The organism is Achromobacter sp. JD417 (genome assembly GCF_041879325.1).
GTDB lineage: Bacteria > Pseudomonadota > Gammaproteobacteria > Burkholderiales > Burkholderiaceae_B > Achromobacter > Achromobacter mucicolens.
On sequence record NZ_CP087159.1, the window covers coordinates 5,034,018 to 5,056,522 of the forward strand.

The 22,505-nt window shown below is 66.1% G+C and carries 18 protein-coding genes; 12 read left to right on the top strand and 6 right to left on the bottom strand.

Features of this window, described 5'->3' with window-relative positions; all coding sequences use genetic code 11:
* Window positions 1-130: 130 nt before the first annotated feature.
* The 4 genes from catA to LN047_RS23340 form a co-directional block, all read right to left on the bottom strand.
* On the bottom strand, window positions 131-1,066 hold the full coding sequence (gene catA, locus LN047_RS23325; protein WP_128829128.1) for a catechol 1,2-dioxygenase: 936 nt from the start codon (window positions 1,064-1,066) through the stop codon (window positions 131-133).
* A gap of 37 nt (window positions 1,067-1,103) precedes the next feature.
* Complete coding sequence (locus tag LN047_RS23330) at window positions 1,104-2,249, bottom strand: muconate/chloromuconate family cycloisomerase (RefSeq protein WP_373982179.1); 1,146 nt, start codon at window positions 2,247-2,249, stop codon at window positions 1,104-1,106.
* A 243-nt stretch (window positions 2,250-2,492) separates the two neighbouring features.
* Complete coding sequence (locus LN047_RS23335) at window positions 2,493-3,455, bottom strand: tripartite tricarboxylate transporter substrate binding protein (RefSeq protein ID WP_313689938.1); 963 nt, start codon at window positions 3,453-3,455, stop codon at window positions 2,493-2,495.
* Between the two features lie 86 nt (window positions 3,456-3,541).
* The gene (locus LN047_RS23340; protein ID WP_373980322.1) at window positions 3,542-4,684 is read right to left on the bottom strand and encodes a mandelate racemase/muconate lactonizing enzyme family protein; all 1,143 of its coding nucleotides are present in this window, start codon (window positions 4,682-4,684) and stop codon (window positions 3,542-3,544) included.
* Between the two features lie 224 nt (window positions 4,685-4,908).
* Here LN047_RS23340 and LN047_RS23345 point away from each other — a divergent pair, with 224 nt between their 5' ends.
* The 8 genes from LN047_RS23345 (at window position 4,909) to LN047_RS23380 (ending at window position 15,714) form a co-directional block, all read left to right on the top strand.
* On the top strand, window positions 4,909-5,922 hold the full coding sequence (locus LN047_RS23345) for a LacI family DNA-binding transcriptional regulator (RefSeq protein WP_226846998.1): 1,014 nt from the start codon (window positions 4,909-4,911) through the stop codon (window positions 5,920-5,922).
* Window positions 5,923-6,153: 231 nt separating this feature from the next.
* Window positions 6,154-7,068, top strand: a complete 915-nt coding sequence (locus LN047_RS23350; protein WP_373980323.1) for a GAF domain-containing DNA-binding protein — start codon at window positions 6,154-6,156, stop codon at window positions 7,066-7,068.
* 153 nt (window positions 7,069-7,221) lie between these two features.
* A complete protein-coding gene (gene ampH / locus LN047_RS23355) occupies window positions 7,222-8,367 on the top strand; it encodes a D-alanyl-D-alanine-carboxypeptidase/endopeptidase AmpH (protein WP_373980324.1) in 1,146 nt (381 codons plus the stop codon).
* On the top strand, window positions 8,367-9,536 hold the full coding sequence (locus LN047_RS23360; RefSeq protein WP_373980325.1) for a hypothetical protein: 1,170 nt from the start codon (window positions 8,367-8,369) through the stop codon (window positions 9,534-9,536). Before ampH ends, LN047_RS23360 begins: the two co-directional genes overlap by 1 nt.
* 7 nt (window positions 9,537-9,543) lie before the next feature.
* Window positions 9,544-11,121, top strand: a complete 1,578-nt coding sequence (locus LN047_RS23365) for a serine hydrolase (RefSeq protein WP_373980326.1) — start codon at window positions 9,544-9,546, stop codon at window positions 11,119-11,121.
* A gap of 116 nt (window positions 11,122-11,237) precedes the next feature.
* A complete protein-coding gene (locus LN047_RS23370; protein WP_373980327.1) occupies window positions 11,238-12,185 on the top strand; it encodes a sensor domain-containing diguanylate cyclase in 948 nt (315 codons plus the stop codon).
* Window positions 12,186-12,291: 106 nt separating this feature from the next.
* Complete coding sequence (locus LN047_RS23375) at window positions 12,292-14,127, top strand: methyl-accepting chemotaxis protein (protein WP_373980328.1); 1,836 nt, start codon at window positions 12,292-12,294, stop codon at window positions 14,125-14,127.
* 288 nt (window positions 14,128-14,415) lie between these two features.
* A complete protein-coding gene (locus LN047_RS23380; RefSeq protein ID WP_373980329.1) occupies window positions 14,416-15,714 on the top strand; it encodes a CitMHS family transporter in 1,299 nt (432 codons plus the stop codon).
* Here LN047_RS23380 and LN047_RS23385 read toward each other — a convergent pair.
* Entirely contained in the window at window positions 15,704-16,447 is a 744-nt protein-coding gene (locus LN047_RS23385; RefSeq protein ID WP_142053462.1) for an IclR family transcriptional regulator, read from the bottom strand. The two genes, LN047_RS23380 and LN047_RS23385, sit on opposite strands and share 11 nt — an antisense overlap.
* Window positions 16,448-16,546: 99 nt before the next feature.
* Here LN047_RS23385 and LN047_RS23390 point away from each other — a divergent pair, with 99 nt between their 5' ends.
* The 4 genes from LN047_RS23390 (at window position 16,547) to LN047_RS23405 (ending at window position 20,863) form a co-directional block, all read left to right on the top strand.
* Window positions 16,547-17,464, top strand: a complete 918-nt coding sequence (locus LN047_RS23390; protein ID WP_373980330.1) for a hydroxymethylglutaryl-CoA lyase — start codon at window positions 16,547-16,549, stop codon at window positions 17,462-17,464.
* A gap of 94 nt (window positions 17,465-17,558) precedes the next feature.
* Window positions 17,559-18,758, top strand: a complete 1,200-nt coding sequence (locus LN047_RS23395; RefSeq protein ID WP_373980331.1) for a CaiB/BaiF CoA transferase family protein — start codon at window positions 17,559-17,561, stop codon at window positions 18,756-18,758.
* A 165-nt stretch (window positions 18,759-18,923) separates the two neighbouring features.
* Complete coding sequence (locus tag LN047_RS23400; protein WP_373980332.1) at window positions 18,924-19,949, top strand: Bug family tripartite tricarboxylate transporter substrate binding protein; 1,026 nt, start codon at window positions 18,924-18,926, stop codon at window positions 19,947-19,949.
* Window positions 19,950-19,966: 17 nt separating this feature from the next.
* The gene (locus tag LN047_RS23405) at window positions 19,967-20,863 is read left to right on the top strand and encodes an SMP-30/gluconolactonase/LRE family protein (protein ID WP_271263413.1); all 897 of its coding nucleotides are present in this window, start codon (window positions 19,967-19,969) and stop codon (window positions 20,861-20,863) included.
* On the opposite strand, the gene LN047_RS23410 is transcribed toward LN047_RS23405, so the two are convergent.
* Window positions 20,860-22,500 (bottom strand): caspase family protein, encoded by a 1,641-nt coding sequence (locus tag LN047_RS23410; RefSeq protein ID WP_373980333.1) that lies wholly within the window; start codon window positions 22,498-22,500, stop codon window positions 20,860-20,862. The genes LN047_RS23405 and LN047_RS23410 overlap by 4 nt on opposite strands.
* Between the last annotated feature and the right edge of the window lie 5 nt (window positions 22,501-22,505).

A 22,505-nucleotide genomic window follows, 5' to 3' on the forward strand; every position in this document is an offset into this window, starting at 1 on the left:
TCCTGATCGATCAGGCTCGGGATGGAGAGGGTTGAGGCCATGAGAGTCTCCCCGGGCTCCGCGCGGAGCCCGTTATCGGTATGAGGTATGGGGTGGTGGCGGCATCGCGTCACGGCGATGCCTGCCGGGATCAGGCCTGGGCGGACGCGCGCAGGCGATTGACGATCTGGTTGTCCTTGCCTTGCACAAGACCCGTGAGCACGACGTCGAAGACGATTTCCTTGTACGCGTCTGCCTTCAGGCCCAGTTCGGCGCCGCCGGTCTTGTCGGTCACCGGCGGGATCAACGCTTCGCGGGTGGCGTAAGCGAAATCGTCCCAGATGAGGGGATCGCCCTCGATATTGAATTGCGTCGTCAGCTTGCGGTGCTGATCCGCGCTGACAAAAAGGTGCACGTGCGCCGGGCGGTTGCCGTGGCGGCCCAGCGCGTCCAGCAGCTGCTGGGTGGCGCCCTGGGGCGGACAGCCATAGCCGACCGGCATCAGGGTGCGGAACTCATACTTGCCGTCCGGGCCGGTACGCACCGCGCCGCGCAGGTTGAAGTCGGTCTGCGCGCCCGTCGGGTCGAAGTGCGAGTAAAAGCCGTTGGAATTGGCATGCCAGCACTCGACGACCGCATTGGCCAGCGGCTCGCCACGGGTATCGCGCACGATGCCACGGATCACCAGCGGACCGGCGTTCGCATCCGGATCGGCATCGATGCGCGACACGCCATCGCGCACCGGCGCGCCGGCCACGTAGAGCGGGCCTTCGATGGTGCGCGGCGTGCCGCCATCCAGGCCGGCCAGCTTGTCTTCGTGGTCCATGCGCACGTCCAGGTACTTTTCCAGGCCCAGTCCGGCGGCCAGCAGCGCGGCCTCGCCGTCGCGGCCAAGCTGATTCAGGTAATTGACGCCCGCCCACACTTCATCGGGCGTGATGTCCAGATCGTCGATGGCCTTGAAAAGGTCGCTCAACAGGCGGTTCAGAATCTGCTTGAAGCGAGGGTTGCCTTCGCTGCCGTCCAGATTGGTCGCGGCCTTCAGCAGGTCCTGCACTTCCTTCGTGTTGAATACGTCGAGGCTCATGTCTGTCTCCAGTGGGTTATCTGTTTGTTTGGTGTGTTCAGTGTTTCTTGTTCGTGACCTTGACCAGTCCATCGCGCGTGAAGCGCTTGACGCGGTCGTCGTCCAGCGTGATGCCCAGACCCGGGCCGGTGGGCACGGTCAGCTCGAAGTCGCTGTAGTCCAGCGGCTGCGTCAGGATTTCCTCGGTGATCAGCAAGGGGCCAAAGAGCTCCGTGCCCCATTGCAGCTGGGCAAAGCTTGCAAACAGGTGGGCAGACGCCACCGTGCTGACCGCGCCTTCCAGCATCGTGCCGCCATAGAGTTCGATGCCCGCCGCGTCGGCAATCGCCGCCACGCGCTGCGCCGCAAAAAGGCCGCCGTTCTGCTCGATCTTGATGGCGAAGACATCGGCGCCGTGCTGGCGCGCGATCTCGAAGGCGGTGTCCGGGCCTTGCAAGACCTCGTCGGCCATCAGCGCCACCGGAAACCGGCGCATTAGCCGCGCCAGCGCCGCGGCACTGGCCACCGGCTGCTCCACCAGTTCGCAGCCCGCCTGCGCCAAGGCCGGAATCGCCCAGGCCGCCTGCGTTTCGCTCCACGCCATGTTCACGTCGACCCGCACCGAACCGCGGTCGCCCAGCGCGCGCTTGATGGCGGCCACGTGCTCGATATCCGTCTTCGGATCGCGCGCGCCGATCTTCAGCTTGAAGATGCGGTGGCGGCGCTCTTGCAGCATCTGCTCGGCCTCCGCAATGTCGCGCGTGGTGTCGCCGGACGCCAGCGTCCAGGCCACGGGCAGACGGTCCCGGCGGCGGCCGCCCAGCAGTTCGCTGACCGGCACGCCCAGGCGCTTGCCCTGCGCATCCAGCAGCGCGGTCTCCAGCGCGCTCTTGGCAAAGTGATTGACCTTGACGAGCTTGCCCAGATGCGCCATCAGCGCCTGGATGCGCGTGGCGTCCTGGCCGATCATGGCCGGCGCGAAGTACGCGTCGATCGACAGCTTCATGGCCTCGGGGCTTTCCGGGCCGTACGCCATGCCGGCGATGGTGGTGCCTTCGCCGATCCCCACCACGCCGTCGCTGCAGAACACCTTCACCAGCATCAGCGTCTGGCCATACATCGTGGCCACCGACAGTTTGTGCGGGCGGATGGTGGGAAGGTCGACGAGAGAGGTTTCGATGCGTTCGATGAAGGCTGCGGGCATGGACGGCGGTGTAGAAGAGGTGGTCACACGGCGTTTATAAGAGCCGGCGACTTTGCGCGTCCAATACTTTGAAAATCCGAATTGATACCTTCAAGGCATAAATAAAAAGCCCCGTCTCAGGAGGTCGGGGCCGAATACCGATACTTTTCGGGTTATATCGGGCGGGAAGCGAACGGGAGCGATCAGGCCTGAACACGGTGCGGACCACCCGCTCGGGGACCGCCTCCTGCCCCCCCGGCAAGATCAATTTGCCGTGATCTTGCCCACTTCGATCACCTTCTTCCACCGGGCAAACTCGTCGGCCTGGAACTTGGTGAATTCCGCCGGCGTGTTGCCGACGATCTCAAAACCCAGTTCCAGCAGACGCGGCTTGACCGACGGGTCGTTCAGCGCCTCGACGATGCCGCCGCGCAGCTTGTCGCGAACGTCGGCGGGCATGTTCTTGGGACCGGCAAACGCCTGCCACGACGTCACGGTCACGCCCTTCAGGCCCAACTCTTCCATGGTCGGCACGTCCGGCAGCAGGGGCGAACGCTTCGCGCTCGTGACCGCCAGGGCGCGCAGCTTGCCCGACTGGATGTGGGTGAGGCTGGTGTTGATGTTGCTGAAGCTGGCGTCGACCTGGCCGCCCAGCAGATCCACGATGGCGGGCGCGCCGCCCTTGTACGGTACGTGCGTGGCCTGCGTGCCAGTCTCCTGCCAGAACAGTTCGGCGGTCAGGTGGTCCGAGGTGCCATTGCCCGCCGAGGCGAACGTCATGCGGCCCGGGTTGGCCTTCAGGTACGCCAGCACGCCCTTCAGGTCGCGGAACTGCGAGTTGGCGTTGACCACCAGCACGTTGGGCGCCTGCACGGCCACCGTGATGTATTCAAAATCCTTGAGCGCGTCGTAGCCAGGATCCTTGACCAGATGCGGGCCGATCACGAAGGGCCCAAGCGACGACACCAGGATCGTGTAGCCGTCGGGCGCGGCGCGCTTGGCCTGCCCGGCGCCCAGCGTGCCGCCCGCGCCGGGCTTGTTCTCGATCACGAAGGTGGCGCCAAACTTTTCCTGCAGCTTGGGCGCCACCGTGCGGGCGATGAGGTCCGTCGAACCGCCTGGCGGGAACGGCACGATCATCGTGACGGGCTTGGCCGGCCAGTTCTGCGCCTGGGCCGACGCCGTGACGGCCAGGCCAAGTGCGAGCGTGGTGAACCATTTTTTCATGCGAGTCTCCTCTGGGATGGCGTCTGTCGCGCCGGTGGTGTTGCATGCGTCCCGCCGCAAGGCCCGCGGCGTGAACAGGAAATGGATCAGATCCGCTTGCCGACCTCGACACTTTCACGCGTCCAGGCGCGCGCCTGATCGCTGAGCGAGATGCCCAGGCCCGGCCGGTTGGGCACCAGCATGCGGCCGTCCCGGATCTCCAGCCGCTCGTTGAAAAGCGGCTCCAGCCAGTCGAAGTGCTCGACCCACGGTTCGGTCGGATAGATGGCGGCCAGGTGCACGTGCAGCTCCATCGCGAAGTGCGGCGCCAGCATCGCGCCGGCCTGCTCGGCCTGCGAAAGAATCTTCAGGAACGGCGTGATGCCGCCCACGCGCGGGGCGTCGGGCTGCACGTAGTCGGCGGCGCGGTGGCGGATCAGCTCGCTGTGCTCGGCCGCGCTGGTCAGCATTTCGCCGGTGGCGATCGGCGTGTCGAACTGGGCGGCCAGCGCGGCGTGGCCTTCGTGGTCGTAGGCGTCCAGCGGCTCTTCGATCCACACCAGGTTGAATTGTTCAAAGATGCGGCACATGCGCTGAGCCGTCGGGCGGTCCCATTGCTGGTTGGCATCGACCATCAGCGGCACGTCGTCGCCCAGGTGCTTGCGCACGGCTTCGACGCGGCGGATATCGAGCTGGCGGTCGGGCTGGCCGACCTTCAACTTGATGCCGCCAATGCCGCGCTCGCGCGACGCGCTGGCGTTCACAAGCAGTTGTTCCAGCGGCGTGTGCAGAAATCCGCCCGACGTGTTGTAGCAAGCGACCGAGTCGCGATAGGCGCCCAGCAGCTTGGCAAGCGGCAGCTTGGCGCGGCGGGCCTTCAGGTCGTAAAGCGCCACGTCGAACGCGGCGATGGCCTGCGTGGACAGGCCGCTGCGGCCCACCGACGCGCCCGCCCAGCACAGCTTGGTCCAGAGCCGGCCGATATCGCTGGGGTCTTCGCCGATCAGGACGGGCGCGATCTCCTTGGCGTGGGCAAACTGGCCCGGCCCGCCGGCGCGCTTGGAGTAGCTAAGGCCGATGCCTTCGTCGCCGTTTTCGGTCTGCACTTCGACGAACAGCATCGCGACCTCGGTCATCGGCTTTTGGCGGCCGGTCAGCACTTTCGCGTCGCTGATCGGGGTGGCCAGCGGCAGATAGCAGGACGAGATGCGCATCCAGGCGATGCGGTCGGTGTGGATCGGGGCGGTCATGGGAGTCTCCAGGTGTCTTGAATGGGCATTGCAGGCAGCAGGCGCTGGGATGTCCAAGCCAATGGACAACGTTGTCATTCGCGCCCAAATAAAAAGCGCCGGGATGCGGAGCCTTGCTGGCGGCGGCGATGAGAACGTGGCAGCTGGCGGTCATGATAACGTTGTCCAAAATTCACGGCAAGCCGCGCCGCGATCCGTACATACCCGTACTATCCTTCCATCCCATGAAGCCCAAGTCCATCACCCTGCATGACGTCGCCCGCGCCGCTGGCGTGTCGCTCATCACCGCATCGCGCGCGCTAGGCAACCCGGGGCGCGTTTCCGAAGCCACCATCGCGAAAGTCCAGCAGGCCGTGACGGAAACGGGGTACATCCCGAACTTGCTGGCCGGCGGCCTGAAGTCGCGGCGCAGCCACACCGTCGCGGCGCTGGTCCCAATCATCTCGGTGCCGCAGTTCCTGCCCACCATCGAAGCCTTGACCGCCGAGCTCGACCGCGACGGCTACCAGCTCATCCTGGGTCAGATGGGCTATGACCGCGGCCGCGAGGAAGCCTTGCTCAATGCGATGGCGGGACGCCGGGTCGACGGCGTCGTCGTCGCCGGCCTGCTGAGCGACATACCGGCCGCGCACCGCCTGCGCGAAATCGGCATCCCCGTCGTCGAGACCTGGGACCTGACCGCGCATCCGCTCGACATGCTGGTGGGTTTTTCGCACCGGCGGGTGGGTAACGCCGTGGCCGAATTCTTCCTGTCCAAGGGATGGCGCAACGTGGGGCTGGCAACCGGCGACGACCAGCGCGCCGCCGTGCGACGCGCTGGCTTTCTGGAAACCTTGGGCCACGACGTACCCACGGCCGTGGTGCCGGCGCCCAGCAATGTGGCGTCCGGCCGGCGCGCCGCCGCCGAGCTGTTCGACAAGGCGCCCGGCTTGCAGGCCATTTTCTGTAGCGCCGACGCGCTTGCCGAGGGCGTGCTGACCGAAGCGCGCGTGCGCGGCCTGCGCGTGCCGCAGGACCTGGCGGTCTGCGGGTTCGGCGGCGCCGACTTCGCCGCGCACCTGGCGCCGTCGCTGACCACCGTGCAGGTCGACGGCGCGAACATCGGCGCGCAGGCCGCGCGCATCCTGATGGCGCGCTGCCGCGGCGAGAGCACGCAGGAACGCATCGTCGACGTGGGTTTCCAGATCGTCGAGCGCGAGTCGACGGGCGGCTGTGCCACAACGCAGCCAGGTGTCTGACACCCATTCGCAGCCAGGTGTCTGACACCCTTCGGAGATGATCGTCAGCTAGTGGCGGCGTCTCAACGGGTGTCAGACACCTGGCTGCAGACACCTCGCTGGGCCACCTGACCGGGCACCCGGCCGCAACAGCCAGTTGTCATGCCGCGCCGCCGGTAGGAAAATCCGCCGAGCCGCGCGCGTCCGACAGCGCGCCCCCGAAGCGCGTCGCCGCCTCAAAAGGATCCGCCCGTGAAGGATGATGTTGGCCAATACCAGACTCACCCCGTCACCCTGTTCCAGCCGGACCCGTCATCGGAATGGGTCTACCACTGCGCGATGAACCTGCTCAAGCTGCCGGCGGACGATGCGATCTCCGAGCAGCTTGCCTACATGGGTGAAACCTCCGACATCGACCGGTCCTGGATGATCGAGTACCGCCCGGACATGCTGCGGCTGCGCAATACGCACGAATGGTGCCGCGGCCAGACCGAACCTTTCGTCGCCGAGCTGCAGGATGTGCCCACCACGCTGATCGCCTGGCTGCACCGCTTCATGGTCAAGGGCCAGGCAGTCGCCATCCACGACGTCAACGACCTGCCGCGCAGCGCGCGCACCATCCAGGCCGAGTTCCAGCGCCAGGGCAACAAGAGCGTGCTGAGCGTGCCAGTCTCTCATGACGGCAAGCTGCAAGGCATCATCGGCTTTGACACCACGTTGCGCCACCGGCACTGGTCCGCCGCAGAGGTCGGCGCCCTGTACCAATGCGCGAACCTCATCGGTCAGGCCAAGTACGGCAGCGGCCGCACCCGTGCGCCGCTGGGCAACCCTGCCGCATCAGTGGTGTACCTGAGCATGCGCGGCGTGGTCCGCGGCGTGCAGCCAGAGGCCATCGTCGGCGTGCGCTCGGCCGGCAATTACAGCGAAATCTGGCTTGAGGACGGATCGATGGTGCTGGACTCGCGCGCGCTCGGCGTCTGGTCGACGCTGCTGCCCGAACAGACATTCTTCCGGGTGCACCGCACCGCCATTGCGAACGCGTTGCATGTCATGGACGTGGACCGCAGAAGCGTCGACAAGTGGCAGATCCGGATGCGGGCCGTGGACGACGCCTGGCCCGTGTCCCGCGCCTATCGCAAGCCGCTGCGCGAACGCATGGGGCTTTGAGCCCGGGTTTGCCGGTCGCGGCGCCGCCCAATATGCCATTCATCATGCGGGAATGTTGTTTCGTCCTGGCGCAGAGGGCTGCGCAGGCGGATTTTGGGATCATCGCGGCATGCGGACGGGACACCCCCAGCCGCGCCTCTTCGAGAGAACCGCATGCTGACGTCCCGCCTTCTGCCGCGCATCTCCCTTCTTGCCTTGAGCGCTGTCTGCGCACTGGCTTCCGGCCCGGCCCGGGCAACCGACCTGGCCCTGCAGGATGCCGTTTCCATGGCCGGCATGCAGCTCTACCTGAACGCCGGCGCGCCCGCCCTGATCATCGCGGCGGTGCGCGGCGATGACGTCGTTGTGCAGGGCTATGGCGAGACCGCGCCCGGCAGCGGCGTCGAACCCGACGGCCAATCCATTTTCCGCATCGCGTCGGTGTCCAAGGTGTTTGCCGGCGATGTGCTCGCGTCGTTGGCGGCCAAGGGCAAGCTCAAGCTGACCGATCCGCTTGCGAAGTACGCACCCGATCAAGCCAAGGTCGACGCCAACGGCCGGCCGATCACGCTGCTGGATCTGGCAACGCATTCGGCCGGCCTGCCGCGCGAATTACCCAATCCCGACGCCAAGCCCTCCGAGAATCCCTTCAACGCCTTCGACCGCGCCTATTACTGGAAGTGGATGGGCACCCACAAGCCGGCCTATGCGCCGGCCACCACCACGCTGTACTCCAATCTGGGTTATGGCCTGTTGGGCGACGCGCTGGCCAAGGCGGGCGGCGCGGACTATTCAACCGTGCTCGCCAACGAAGTCTTCAAGCCCGCCGCCATGACCGACGCGACCAACGTGCTGACCGAGGCGCAGAAAAAACGCCTGATGACCGGTCTGGATCCCTTCGACAAGCCGGATCCCAATGCGGTGGCGCCCGACATCATGTACGCCAGCGCCGGAATCTATGCCACGGCGGACGACATGGTGCGCTGGATGCGCTGGCATCTGGATGGCGCCCGGCAAGCCCGCGAGGCCGCGCTCCTGGCCCACACGATGTGGCTGCCGTACGACGGGCTGAAGTCCGTCGTGGGCACGGAAGTCACGGATGGCGACGGCATGGGGCTGGGCTGGGTGGTGACCCTGCCGCGCAACGGCACGCCGTTTCTGCTGGGCAAGAGCGGCGGCATCGGCGGCTTCATGTCCTACGCCGTCCTGTCGCCCAACCGCGACCTGGGCGTGTTCGTCGTCGCCAGCCGGGTGAACTTCGGGATGTTCAACAACATCCATGCGCAGGTGCGCGAACTGGCGGCCGAGCTGGGCCGGTGATGCGGCGCCTTCGTGCGCCGCGCCTGGCCGCGGCGGCGCTGCTGCTGGCGTTGGCCGCGCAGGATGCGTGGTCGCAGCAGGCGCGAGACATATTCAAGACCGAAATCTTCCTCACGCCCTACAGCGACCTGTCGGGCGGCGACGACTCGTATCCGCGCCTGAACGGCAGATTTCTGCTAATGACGGGCTACACGGGCTTTTTTGGCGTGCGGGACGACAACGGCCAGCTGCTTCGCTCGCACTGGAGCAGCGTGCAACCGACGGCCGAGGCGGCGCTGGTGCTGCAACTTACGCGGGCGTTTTCCGTCCGGACCAAGGCAACTTTCAACTCTTCCACCAACGACACCCAGGACAACGCGTTTTCCGATCTGGGCGCGAATCTGGACAACCTGTTCGCGGCCTACACCGCCGACAACTACGCGCTGTACGGCGGCAAGATGGACCTGGGATTTGGCGACGCCTGGCACGTCGTGGACGGCCTGTATTCGGGATTCAACGAGAACTCGGAATTCCGCGGCTCGATCGGCGTGGGCGGACGCTACACCCTGGACACCGCGGGCCGCGGCGCGCACTCGGTCGCCGTCATCCTGTTCAAGCGCGACAACACCGCCATGAACCGCCGGTTCAGCCTGGACGGCGGCCTGCTCGGGCCCGATGAACCGCCCCTGTTCAGCGACCAGCTCAAGTCATTCGTCGTGTCGTACGACTTTCGCGATCTGCCCGGATTGCCGGGCGTCTCGGGCGGGGTGGACGCCGGCCGGCTGCACCTGGATCCGGACCAGGGAAAAAGCGCCAACACGGTGTCGGCCCGCCTGAGCTACGACGTGCCGCTGGGCAACGCATGGCACCTGAACTGGTTCAACGAAGCCACCTACTCCAGCGCCTTTCGCGGCGCGCCGGTCGCCAACGGCAATGGCGTAACCTCGGTGTCGTTGTCTCGTGACCGCTGGCAGGTTACCGCGACGGCCGCCGCGCGCAAGCTGACCGGCGGCAGCCAGACACTGGCGCGGCATGGCTTGCAGGACGGCACGGATTGGGGAGTATCGGGCGCAGTCACCTACGTCACGCCCTTGGGATTGATCGTGCAGGCCGGGCTGACGCATCAGCGTGACCAGGCCCTGCGCATCAACCAGGGCGTTTTCCGCATCGCTTACCAGGCAGGATTCTGAGGCCGACATGAACAACACCATCACGCGCATCACCGCAACGATCGTTCTGGCCCTGGGCGGCGTCATGCCGGCCGGGTCGCAGCCGGTGCCGATTACCCGCGCCGACTACCCGCCGGCGGACGCGGTCGCCATCCCGGCCGGCAGCCGCGAACGCGCCGTGCGGGACTTGCCCGGCATCGTCACGGACATCATGAAACGCAGCCAGGTGCCCGGCCTTGCCGTGGCCGTCGTCATCGACGGCAAGACCGTGCTGGCGCAAGGCTACGGCACGCGCGAGGCCGGCAAGGACGCGCCGGTGGATGCCAACACCGTGTTCCAGATCGCGTCCATCTCCAAGTCGTTGTCGGCAACCGTCGCGGCCATCGAAATCACGCGGGGCAAGGTGGCGTGGGACGACCCCGTGTCGCGTCACCTGCCCGGCTTTGCGCTCAGCAACGCCTATGTGTCCGAACACGCCACCATCGGCGACTTCTTCGCGCACCGCACCGGGCTGCCGGGCACGGCGGGAGACGATCTGGAGGACCTGGGCTTTTCCCGCAACGAGGTCATCGCGCGCCTGCGCCTCGTGCCGCTCACCCCTTTTCGCACGTCGTACCACTACGCCAACTTCAGCACCACGATAGGCGCCGAGGCCGTGGCCAAGGCTGCGGAACGACCCTGGGAGCAGCTTGCGGACGAGCAGCTGTTCAAGCCGCTGGGCATGGCGTCGACGAGTTACCGCCATGCAGCCTTCGAGGCCCATGCCAATCGCGCCTTGCTGCATGCCTACCAGAACGGCCGCTTCGTACAGGCGGGCCAGCGCAACGCCGATGCCCAGGCGCCCGCGGGCGGCGTGTCCTCGACGGTGGTGGATCTGGCGCAGTGGCTGAAGCTGCTGCTGGCCAACGGGCAGCACCAGGGCAAGCCGCTGGCCGCCCCCGGCGCGTTGCTGCCAGCGCTGTCGCCTCAGGCCTTCAGTGCGCGCGCGCCCGATGTGGATGCGCGTTCCGGCTTTTATGGCTATGGATTCAACGTCAACACGGAAACGGGCGGAAGGCCGTCGATGGGACATTCCGGCGCATTCCTGGTGGGTACAGGAACGACATTTCGCATCGTTCCGTCCGCCGGCATCGGCATCGTCGTGCTGACCAATGGCGCGCCGGTGGGCGCGGCCGAAGCCGTCGCGGCCACATTCATCGACACCGCGCTGTACGGCCAGCCGAGCCGCGACTGGTTTGCGGCGTACCACGGCGCCATGAAGGTGCTTTTCGAGCCGCAGGCCGATCTGACCGGGAAAGCCGCCCCCGCCAAGCCCGCCGCGGCCAAAGCCTTGCCGCAATACACCGGCACGTTCGACAACCCCTATTACGGCCCCGCCCGGATCGAGGAGGCGCAAGGCGCGCTGACGCTGGTGCTGGGTCCCAAGGACATGCGCTTTCCCGTGAGCCACTGGGACGGCGACACGTTCGCCTTTTCACCGGCCGGCGAAGCCGAAATGATCGGCTCGCGCGCATCGATTGTCTTCAAGATGGACCAGGGCCGGGCCCAGGGCTTTGACATCCAGTACTACGATGGCGCCGGACTGGGGCGCTGGGTCCGCAAGTAAAGCGGGCAGGCGCGGGCCGAATGTCGACATTCCCCGGATCGCGCCCTCCCCCCATTCCCGCCACCACACGCTTCGGGCTACAGTGCCCGTTCATCGGAATCCACGAAGGGTCGAGCATGGCCGACGACAGCACGCTTCTCAACGACAACGCGGTGTACAGGACTTTGCTGGAATCGACCAAGGCGATTCCCTGGAAGATCGATTGGGCCACCATGAAGTTCGCCTACATCGGCCCCCAGATCGAAGCGTTGCTGGGCTGGCGCGCCGACAGCTGGGTCAGCGTCGAGGACTGGGCCATGCGCATGCACCCCGAGGATCGCGAGTACGTGGTGAACTTCTGCGTCTCGCAGTCCCAGGCCGGCATCGACCACGAGGCCGACTACCGGGCGCTGACTCGCGACAACGGGTACGTCTGGATCCGCGACGTGGTTCACGTCGTGCGCACGGAAAGCGGAGAGCCCGAGGCCTTGATCGGCTTCATGTTCGACATCACCGAGCGCAAGAAGACCGAGGAAAAGCTGCTCAGCCTGCAGAAAGAGCTGGAAGTGCTGTCCTTCAAGGATGGCTTGACCAACATCGCCAACCGGCGGCGCTTCGACAGCAGTTTCGAACTGGAATGGGAGCGTGCGCGCAGCGAGGGCCAGCCCCTGTCGGTACTGCTCTTCGACGTCGATTTCTTCAAGCAATACAACGACCTGTATGGCCACACGCAGGGCGACAAGTGCCTGATCGAAATCGCCGAAACGCTGAGCCTGGCGCTGGACGGGCCGCGCGACCTGGTTGCGCGCTACGGCGGAGAGGAATTCGTGGTGCTGCTGCCCGAGGCCGACGCCGAGGTCGCCCGCAAGGTCGCCGAACGCTGCCAGCGCCAGCTTCAGAAAAAGGCCATCGTCCACGCGCTGTCGCCGCACGGCAGGCGCGTCACGGTCAGCGCCGGCGCGGGCACGGTGTCGCCGGCCGGCCCGGTGACGGCGGCCGATTTCATCAAGGGCGTGGATCAGGCGCTGTACGTGGCCAAGAACAACGGGCGCAACCGCGTGGAGCTTGTGCAGGTGGGCCGATAGCGCCAATCCGCCTTTTTCCCCCGTAGTTCCCCGTATTGCAGTGCAGCAAAACGTGCTGTAGTGGCCGGGTGGAGGGCGCATTCCGCGCCCCCGTCGCGTGCCCATCATGTCCAAACTCAGAAATCTCTCTCTCCGGAGCAGCCTGACTGCACTGGTGCTATTTTTCATCTTGATGCTGGTGGCCGTCGGCGCCATCGCCATGCAACAGCTCTGGAGCATCAGCCAGAAGCAGCGCGCCATGTACACGGAAACCGTCACGCCGCTGCGCGTCGTCGTCGATGCCGCCCGGCAAGGCGCCACGCACTTCCGGCGCATGTACGTCTACATCTGGAACACCGATCCGCAAGCCCGGCAGAACGAACTGCGCCTGAACGACGATTCCGAGAAATCGGTGCTGCAGGCGCGTGACCGCCTGCAGCAGGAGCAGGACCCTGCCCTGCGCGCCCTGGGCGGCAAGCTGGCCGACACCTGGACCCGCTACAAGGCGGCCGTGAACGACGTGAAGGGACTGGCCGACCGCAACGATCCGACCGCGATGACCGTGCTGCACAAGGACTCGGCCGAACTGCACGTGGCCGCGCGCAATATCCTGATGGAAGCGGCCAAGCGCCAGGAAGAGCTGGCCCGCCTGGATACCGAAGACGCCGCCGCGGCAGTCGAACGCACGTTCTGGACACTGACCGCGCTAATCGTGCTGTGCGCGCTGATCGGCAGCATCCTGGGCCTGGGCCTCGTGCGTTCCGTCATGCGCCGCCTGGGCGGCGAACCGGCCTACGCGGCCCAGATCGCGCAGGAAGTCGCGAAGGGCAACCTGGCCGTGCGCGTGCAGCGGCGCGACGGCGACCAGACCAGCGTGCTCGCCAACATGGACGCCATGCGCGCCAACCTGGCGCAACTGGTCAGCCAGGTGCGCCAGTCCAGCGAATCGATCGCCACGGGCGCCACCCAGATCTCCACCGGCAATACCGACCTCAGCCAGCGCACCGAAGAGCAGGCCGCCAACGTCGAAGAGACCGCGGCCTCGATGGAAGAGATGAACGCGGCGGTCAAGCAGAACCTGGAGTCCGTGCAGATGGCCGCCAGCCTGGCCGGCTCGGCCAGCGAAGCCGCCGCGCGCGGAGGCCAAGTGGTCGGCAACGTGGTCAGCACCATGGACGCCATCTCCGCCAGTTCGCGCAAGATCGTCGACATCATCGCCGTCATCGATTCCATCGCGTTCCAGACCAACATCCTCGCGCTGAACGCGGCCGTCGAAGCCGCCCGCGCCGGCGAACAGGGCCGCGGCTTTGCCGTCGTGGCCAGCGAAGTGCGTGCACTGGCCCAGCGCAGCGCCGGCGCCGCCAAGGAAATCAAGCAACTGATCGGCGACAGCGTCGGCAACGTCGAAGCCGGTTCCAGCCTGGTGGGCGAGGCCGGCAGCACGATGAACGACATCGTCACCCAGGTGCGCCGCGTGGCCGACCTGATTGCCGAAATCGGCGCCGCCGCGCACGAGCAGGGACAAGGCATCTCGCAGGTGGGCGACGCCATCAACCAGCTAGACCAGACCACGCAGCAGAACGCATCGCTGGTGGAAGAATCCGCCGCGGCCGCGCACAGCCTGAACGCCCAGGCCGCGACACTGGTCAAGCTGGTCAGCGTGTTCCGCCTGGCCGAAGACGAAGCGCCGCGCCCCGTGGCGCACGCACAGATTGCGCAGGCGCGCCCCGCTCAGGCGCACATTGTTCAGGCGCGCGAGACGCAGCCCGAGCCAACTGCGCCGCCGCCTGCCAAGCCGCAACGCGCGCTGGCCAAGCCCAGCGCGTCGCGCCCGGCTGCGGCTGGCAAACCGGCGTCGCCCCGCCGCGCCGAGGCGAAGCCTGCCGCGCAGCCTAAAGCGCCGCTGCGCGTGCCGGGCGATAGCAAGCCTGCGCAATCGAATGACGATTGGGAGAGTTTCTGATCGGGAATCCTTGACGACGGGAGTCAGGCGCGCGACGCCCCTGCTCTGCGCCGAAAACGGGCCTGTCACCTTTTGGGTGTCAGGCCCGTTGTGCGTTTGAAGCCTCTCGATTGCGCTGCCCACGCCACGCCGATCAGGGTCAACCCTTATATCAGTCCCAAATACCTGAACGATACACTGCGATTTTGTACAACAGAATGCCATTCTGTCAGACAGAACCGCTAGCGCGTCGCAAGGTATCGCATCGCTTCCGAAGGTTCTGCACCTGACCAGAGGCGAGGAGACTTGATGCTTGTGTTTTACGGCTATGCGATGGTCGCAACGTTCATGGCGTTGATCATGACCAAGCGTATGTCGGCCCTGGTTGGGCTGATCGTCGTTCCCATCGTTTTCGCCCTGCTTACCGGTCACCAGAGCGACCTGGGGACGATGATGCTGGACGGCATCCGGAAGCTGGCGCCGACCGGCATCATGCTGATGTTCGGCATCCTGTACTTCAGCATCATGACCGACGCTGGCCTGTTCGATCCCATCGTTCATCGCGTGGTGCGCATGACCAAAGGCGATCCGTTGCGTCTGCTGGTGGGAACGGCCGTGATGGGCACCATCGTGGCCCTGGACGGCGACGGCGCCACCACTTATGTCATCTGTGCCGCCGCCCTGCTGCCGATTTACCGCAAGCTTGGCGTCAAGCTCCAGTACATGGCGACGATCCTTCTGATGTCCATCGGCATCATGAACATCGTTCCTTGGGGCGGACCCACGGCGCGCGCCGCCAGCGCAATGCACCTGGACGTCGCGGAGGTTTTTCTCCCGCTGATCCCCGCGATGCTGGTGGGTTTTGGATACCAGGTATTTGTCGCCGCCATCTTTGGCATGCGCGAACGCGTGCGGATCGGTGTGATGCGCGACCCCGCGCAACTGGAAGGCATCGAGCGTGCGCTGGACGACATGCCCGAACATCGCCGCCCCAAAATGATGTGGGCCAACCTGGCCCTGACAGTGGCCCTGCTGTATGGCTTGGTTTCGGAGGTCCTGCCGCTGGCCGTCCTCTTCATGGTGGCAACGGCCTTTGCGCTGATGCTGAACTATCCCCAGCTCAAGCAACAGCAAGAGCGGGTCGCCTCCCACGCCGCCAACGTGCTGGCCGTCGTGTCCCTGATCTTCGCGGCCGGCATTTTCACCGGTGTCATCGGCGGCACGGGCATGTTGAAGGCGATGTCGGAGAGCCTGCTTTTTGTCATGCCGGACTGGCTCGGCCCGTATCTCGCGCCGGCCACGGCCTTGATCAGCGCGCCGGCGACGTACGTCCTGACCAACGACGCGTTCTACTTTGGCGTCCTGCCGTTGCTGGCCAGCACGGCCGACGCCTACGGCATCGGCGCCGCCGAGATGGCGCGCGCTTCCCTGATCGGCCAGCCCATCCATCTGCTCAGCCCGCTCGTCGCCTCCACGTATCTTCTGGTCAGCCTGCTTGACCTGAACTACGCCGACAACCAGCGCGCTTCCATCGCGTGGGTTTTTGGCCTGGTTCTCGCCATGCTTGCCGCGGCGCTGCTGTTCGGAATCATCCCGCTCAGGGGTTGACCAAAGGATCCGCCATGTCCGGGAATTTTCCGCCGAGCTCTCTGGTCAACCGCCTGGCGCACGCCAGCACGAGGGGGGCATGATCATGATTGAGACGATGCGCAGGCATGGTCAACGTCACAGCGCCCGCCAGGACATCTCCGTGGCCGAAGACGGGCGCCGATATTCCCGAGATTTCGGAGGACCGGTCCCTTTCCATCACGATCACGCCTTCGCGGCGGATCCGGTCGTACAGCGCTCCCTTTGCGCCATTGAACGCCATCAGCACGCGCGCGCCCGCGCCTCGGTCAATCGGCAGGATGTCGCCGACCTGAATGTGCTCCCGCACGAGTTGCGGCGACTCCACACGGAAAAGGCAGATCCGCTGGCCGTTCTGCAATACGTGGAAAGCCGCGCTTTCCCGCGTTTTCTCGACCAGTCCCGCCAGCTCGGGAACCACCACGGACTCCATCGAGAAGGACTTGGAGTAGGCCGAGAAAAGCCGCGGCACCTCGTTGCCCAGCTCGTAACCGGCGGCCGTCTTGCGCACCAGCGAACCGTGTTCCAGCGAAGCCAGGAGGCGAAGCACCGTGCTTTTGTACAAGCCCGTCGCCGTGGCCAGTTCAGTCAGCGTCAGCGTCTTGCGCTCTTGAGAAAACGTGTGCAGGAGCGCGATGGCGCGATCCACGGCAACCGCGCCGCCGGGAGCAACGGGCAGATCGGAAGCGCTCTCGAGCGCGGACTTCTTGGGCATCGGTGGGGTTCTCTAGACCGCCGCTGCGCGGCAGTGGGTTTGACTGGGGCCTGAATCCGCATTCTATCTAACAGAACCGAACGAACAAAAGGTGAAATCATGAGCGATGTGCTGATAAGTGAAGTGGGACCGCGAGACGGTTTGCAGTCGGTAAAAGGCGTCATGCCCACCGCAGACAAGTTCCGCTGGATCGACGCCCTGGTCGCCGCCGGAATCAAGGAAATCGAGGTGGCTTCCTTTGTCCCGCCAAGACTGCTGCCGCAAATGGCCGACGCCGCCGAGGTCGTCCGCCACGCCAGGCAGCACAAGGGGGTGACCATCATGGCGCTCGTGCCCAATCTGCGCGGCGCCGAGAATGCACTGAAGGCCGGCGTGGACAAACTGACGTTGCCCGTGTCCGCCAGCCACGCGCATTCCCTGGCGAACGTCCGGCGCACGCCCATGGAAATGGTTGATGAAGTGCGCGCGATTGCAGCGCTGCGCGACGCCACGGCGCCGCACGTCAAGCTGGAAGCGGGCATCTCGACAGCGTTCGGCTGCACCCTGCAAGGCAACGTCCCGGAAGACGATGTGATCCGGTTGGCAGCAGCGTGCATCGCGGCCGGCGCGAATGACGCGGGGCTATCCGACACCGTTGGCTACGCCAATCCGCGACAGGTCCGCCGGCTGTTCCAACGCCTGCGAGCCGAGATCGGCGACCACGCCGGCGCGGCGCACATGCACAACACCCGCGGGCTGGGCTTGGCCAACTGCCTTGCCGCCTGGGACGTCGGCGTGCGCACCTTCGATTCCTCGCTCGGCGGGCTGGGCGGGTGTCCCTATGCGCCCGGCGCGTCCGGCAACGTCGTGACCGAGGATCTGGTTTTCATGTTCGAGGCCATGGGCATCAAGACCGGTATCGATCTGGACAAGCTGTTCGCCGCGCGAATCCCCCTGGCCGAAGGCCTGCCAGGCGAGCCGCTATACGGCATGACGCCCGAAGCGGGCATGCCCAAAGGATTCAAACCGTTCGACTGATCGGCAATGCCTGCATGGCGCCGCTCGTCGCACCCGACAGGTCCCCGCCACAAGGCCGGGCCGCCCACCGAAATTCTCAATTTGGCACCACATCATGACCAATCACACTGCAGCGCCGCTTCCGTATGAAGGCGTGCGCGTCATCGAATTTACCCACATGGTGATGGGTCCCACGTGCGGCATGCTGCTCGGCGACCTGGGCGCCGAGGTCATCAAGATCGAGCCGATCGGCGGGGACACCACCCGAAAGCTGCTGGGATCGGGGGCCGGCTTCTTTCCGATGTTCAACCGGAACAAGAAAAGCGTCTCGCTGGACCTGAAGCGCCCCGAAGGCGTCGAGGCCGCGCTGCGTCTGATCGACTCCGCGGACATCGTAAGCGAGAACTTCAAGCCGGGCGTCATGGAAAAACTGGGGCTCGGATACGAAGCGCTGAAGCTGCGCAATCCCCGGTTGATCTACGTGAGCCACAAGGGCTTTCTGCCCGGCCCCTATGAAGACCGCACCGCGCTGGACGAAGTCGTCCAGATGATGGGGGGACTGGCCTACATGACGGGGCGGCCGGGCGACCCGCTACGGGCCGGCACAAGCGTGAACGACATCATGGGCGGCATGTTCGGCGCGATCGGCGCCATGGCGGCATTGGCGCAGCGCGAGAAGACCGGACTCGGCACGCAGGTGCAGGCGTCGCTGTTCGAAAACAACGTCTTCCTGGTCGGGCAACACATGATGCAGTTCGCCGCGACAGGCAAGGTTGCCGCCCCCATGCCCAGCCGGATTTCCGCCTGGGCAGTCTACGACGTGTTCACGGTCAAGGATGACGAACAGATCTTTCTGGCCGTCGTCAGCGACAAGCAATGGGCCATCTTTTGCCAGGCGTTTGGCCTGCAGGACCTGCTTGCGGACACGCGCCTGGCCACCAACAACGACCGCGTGCAGGCGCGCGACTGGATGATGCCCGTATTGCGCAATCACCTGGCGCGCTTTAGCGCAGCGGAACTTGCGGCGGTCTTTGAGCGCGAGGGTTTGCCGTTCGCGCCGATCACCCGGCCGGATCAGCTTTTCGAGGATCCCCACCTTCTGGCCACGGGCGGTCTTGCCCCGATTGAGCTGCCCGACGGCACGCACTCGCGGGTACCGCTGGCGCCCTTCTCGTTGAACGGCCGTCAACCCGCGCTGCGTCTTCAGCCCCCCCGCGTCGGGCAGCACACCGACGAAATCCTGCGCGCCGCCGGATACAGCGACAGCGAAATCAGCAGCCTGATTGATCGCGCCATTGCCCAAGGAGATCGCTGACGCCGACGCCACCACGGTTTTCGCCAGGAAGGGCTCTGGCGACTGAAGTTCCCCCTTTTTTTGACAAACGGGCGCCCTGCATAGACATCCGGCCCCATCGATCCGCAAAGAACCATCGGGCACACGCCCGGCTTTGACGGAGCGATCCATCTCGAGGAGACAACCATGAAGCACCCCGCTATTCACCGGCTGGTATCGGCTAACGCAAGGGCCAAGGCAATGGCCAAGGCCATGGCAATTGTGGCCACGACAGCCTTGCTGGCGATTTCTGCTGGCGCAGCCAATGCCCAGACCACCTGGCCCGACAAACCCGTGCGCTTCGTCGTCCCGTACGCGCCTGGCGGAACAACCGACTACGCCGCGCGCCAATTGGCGCAAAAGCTGTCCGTCGCCACGGGATCGCCGTTCGTGGTCGAGAACAAATCGGGCGCCTCCGGGACGATAGGCACGCTCGACGTTGCCCGGTCTGCTCCGGACGGGTCCACCTTTCTGGTGACCGACACCACCTACTCCATGCTCCCGCTGCTGTTTGCCAAGCTGCCGTGGAATCACCAGACCGATCTGGTGCACGTGTCGAACATCATTGAAACGCCCGTCATTGCGATCGTTCCGGAGAAGTCCCCATTCAAGACCCTCGGCGACCTTATTGCCTACGCCAAGGCGAACCCCGGAAAGCTCAATTTCGGATCGGGCGGCCCCGCCAGCTCGACGCACCTTGCGGGCGAGGTGTTCAAGGACGACGCGAAGATATCGCTCACGCACGTGCCCTACCGGGGGGCCGGCGCGGCACTGACCGACGTCATGGCGGGCCAGATCGATCTTCTGATCACGGCAGCCCCGACGGCGATTCCGCCGGTCAAGGGCGCGCGTGTCCGGGCGCTTGCCGTCACCGGCGATAAACGGCTTGCCGCGCTGCCCGACGTGCCGACGTTTGCCGAAGCCGGATTGCCCGAGTACAAGGTCGTGAATTGGTTTGGCGTCGCGGCGCCCAAAGGCACGCCGCCCGCCATCATCGAAAAGCTGAATCGCCTGACCGCCGAGATCATGGCCGATCCCGCGCTGCAATCGACGCTGCAGGAGCAAGGGGCGGCCTACAAGAAGATGACGGCGCAGGAAACCGAAGCCTACGTCAACCGCGAGAATGCGCAGTGGGCGGCGGTCGGCAAGCGCGTCAACATCAAGCCCGACTGAATGCGGAGATGACCACCATGTGGAACTTGTCCTTTACGCCACCGGCGATCCTCGACGCCGAGCCCTTCACATCCATGCCCGCCCCGCTTCGCCTGCAGCACGAAAGCGAATGGGCGCAGGCCAACAAGCCCGGGCAGATCGTCGACTGCTTTCTCGAGGGGCCCGTCTTCGACCCCGAAGGAAATCTATACGTAACGGACATCCCCCATGGCCGCATTTTCCGCATCGGCGGCAATGGCGATTGGACCTTGGTCGCCGAAACGGGCGGCTGGCCAAATGGGCTTGCACGCCACCCGGACGGCAGTCTGTGGGTGGCCGACTACCGGCGGGGCATTCTCAGGTGCGACCTGGCCACGGGCGACGTCACGCCCGTCATCGGCCACCGCAACAGCGAGAGCTTCAAGGGCGTCAACGACCTGGTGTTCGACCGCAACGGGCTTCTGTACTTCACGGACCAGGGGCAGACCGGTTTGCACGACCCGTCCGGTCGCGTGTACCGCTACGACAGCCAAACCCGTCGGCTGGACCTGTTGATTTCCAACGCGCCCAGTCCCAACGGCATTGCGCTCGATGTTCAAGAAAAAGTGCTCTACGTCGCCGTGACCCGCGGCAACCAGGTTTGGCGCGCGCCGCTCCTGCCGGATGGTTCGATCAGCAAGATGGGCGCCTTCCAGACCTTCTACGGCACCAGCGGCCCGGATGGCCTGGCGGTTGACGCCCACAACAACCTGCTCGTCGCGCACGCAAGCCTGGGCGGGGTGTTTGTGTTGAACCCGCACGGCGATGTCACCCACTTCCTGCGCAGCCCGGCCGGCAGAACCGTGACAAATGTCTGCATCAGCCCGGACGGAAGATCCGTTGTCTTCACGGAGTCGTCCACCGGTACCGTGTTCAAAGCGCCGGCGCAGTTCTAGGGCGTGCCGGGCGGACGCACGCCCAGCGCGCGCATCCACGGCATGTCCGGCAGACCCTGGATGGGCGCCCCGCCCGGCATCGGAAAGCCCACGGGATTAAGCGCGGCGTCCTGCAGCACCCGGGCCCATTCGCGCGGATCGATCGGTTCGCCCATGCGCGCGCGCACGTCCAGCAAGTCCAGCGCCGCGCGCCGGTGTCCCGCCTCGGCCGCGTCGCGGAACAGGCGTTCGGCCACGGCGTAGTTCTTGGGCACGCCGCGGCCCATGCCGGTCAGTTCGCCCAGGTAGGTCTGCGCGGGTGCGAAGCCCTGGTCGGCGGCGCGCTGGTACCAGCGGGCGGCGACGGGGTAGTTCTGTTGCACGTGCTCGCCGTTCTCGGCGATCAGGCCCAAGGTGGTCATGGCGACCACGTCGCCCGCCTTGGCGCGCGCCTGCAGCGACGCGAGGCGAGGTTCATCCACATACTGGGCGCCCCGCTCGATCTCGTATTCCCATGCGCTCATGCGCGCCTTGATCAGGTCGCGGCCCAGGGTGGGCGACGGGCCGCGGCCCTGCGCGGTCTGGCCGCCGGATCCGCCGGGCGTCGCGGGCGTCTGCCCGTCCGCCAGCGTGGTGAAGGTCACCGTGCCGACCAGGCTGCTGGCGTAGTGCGGAATCTGCCGGTAAGCGGTGGCCACCTGCACGTCGGCGGTCAACTGCTTGAAGAACGTCTCTACGGGCGCCGTGCCGGGCAGCGCGCGCAGGCCCTGCGCAAAGTAGTACGCATAAGGGCTGTGACGCGGCCCTTGATTGCCGAAGCCGTCCTCGGCGGTCGCCCCGGGCTGCGTCGAAAACGCGATCAGCTCCCCGCCCGCGGGCACGGCATGCACCAGCCCGGCGGCAGGCGTGCCGCGCGTCAGGTTGGTGCGGCAAGCGTCCAGCACCATCAGGCGCGCGCGCACGTTGGCGCGCCGCAGCGCCTGCGAAACGCGCCTCAGGCTTAGCGAACTTTGCTGCGCCGTGCGGATGCGCACGTCACCCAGCGGCAACGGCAGGTCCACGCCAAACAGATAGTTCACGTCGTCAACGGCGACGGCGTGTCCGGCGAAGTACATCAGCGCCAGATCCCCGCCTGCGGCGCGATCGGCGAATTCGTCGACGGCGGCTTCCATCTGCGCGGTGGTCAGATCCGTGAGCAGCGTCACATCGATGCTTCGCTGGCGCAGCGCCTCGGCGATCAGGCGCGCGTCGTTGACCGGGTTGACGAGCGCGTTGGCCGGCACGGCGTAGCGGGCGTTGCCGATCACCAGCGCGTAACGGCGCCGGGCAGCAGCCGGATTGGACGCCGCCTCGCGGTCCGCCTGGGAGGCCGCATTGGATTCGGGGTTGGGCGCCGCCGCGCTGGCGGCGGGGTCGTCATCCGGCGCCGGCGCGGGCGTGGCGGGCGGGTTCGACGGCGCGGCGGACGGCGGCGGGTCGTCGTCCACCATGTTCCGATTGTTCAGCCCTCTGGCGTTGCTGCCCGCCGCCCACACGGCGGTCGCCGGTCCGCCGCTCAGGGCGGCGCCAAGCAACGCCGTCAGCAGACGCCGCCGCGTGAGGGGGTGTGCGCGCGAAATGGGTGCGCTGGCACGGGCGGGTGGGTCGATGCGCTTCATGAGGG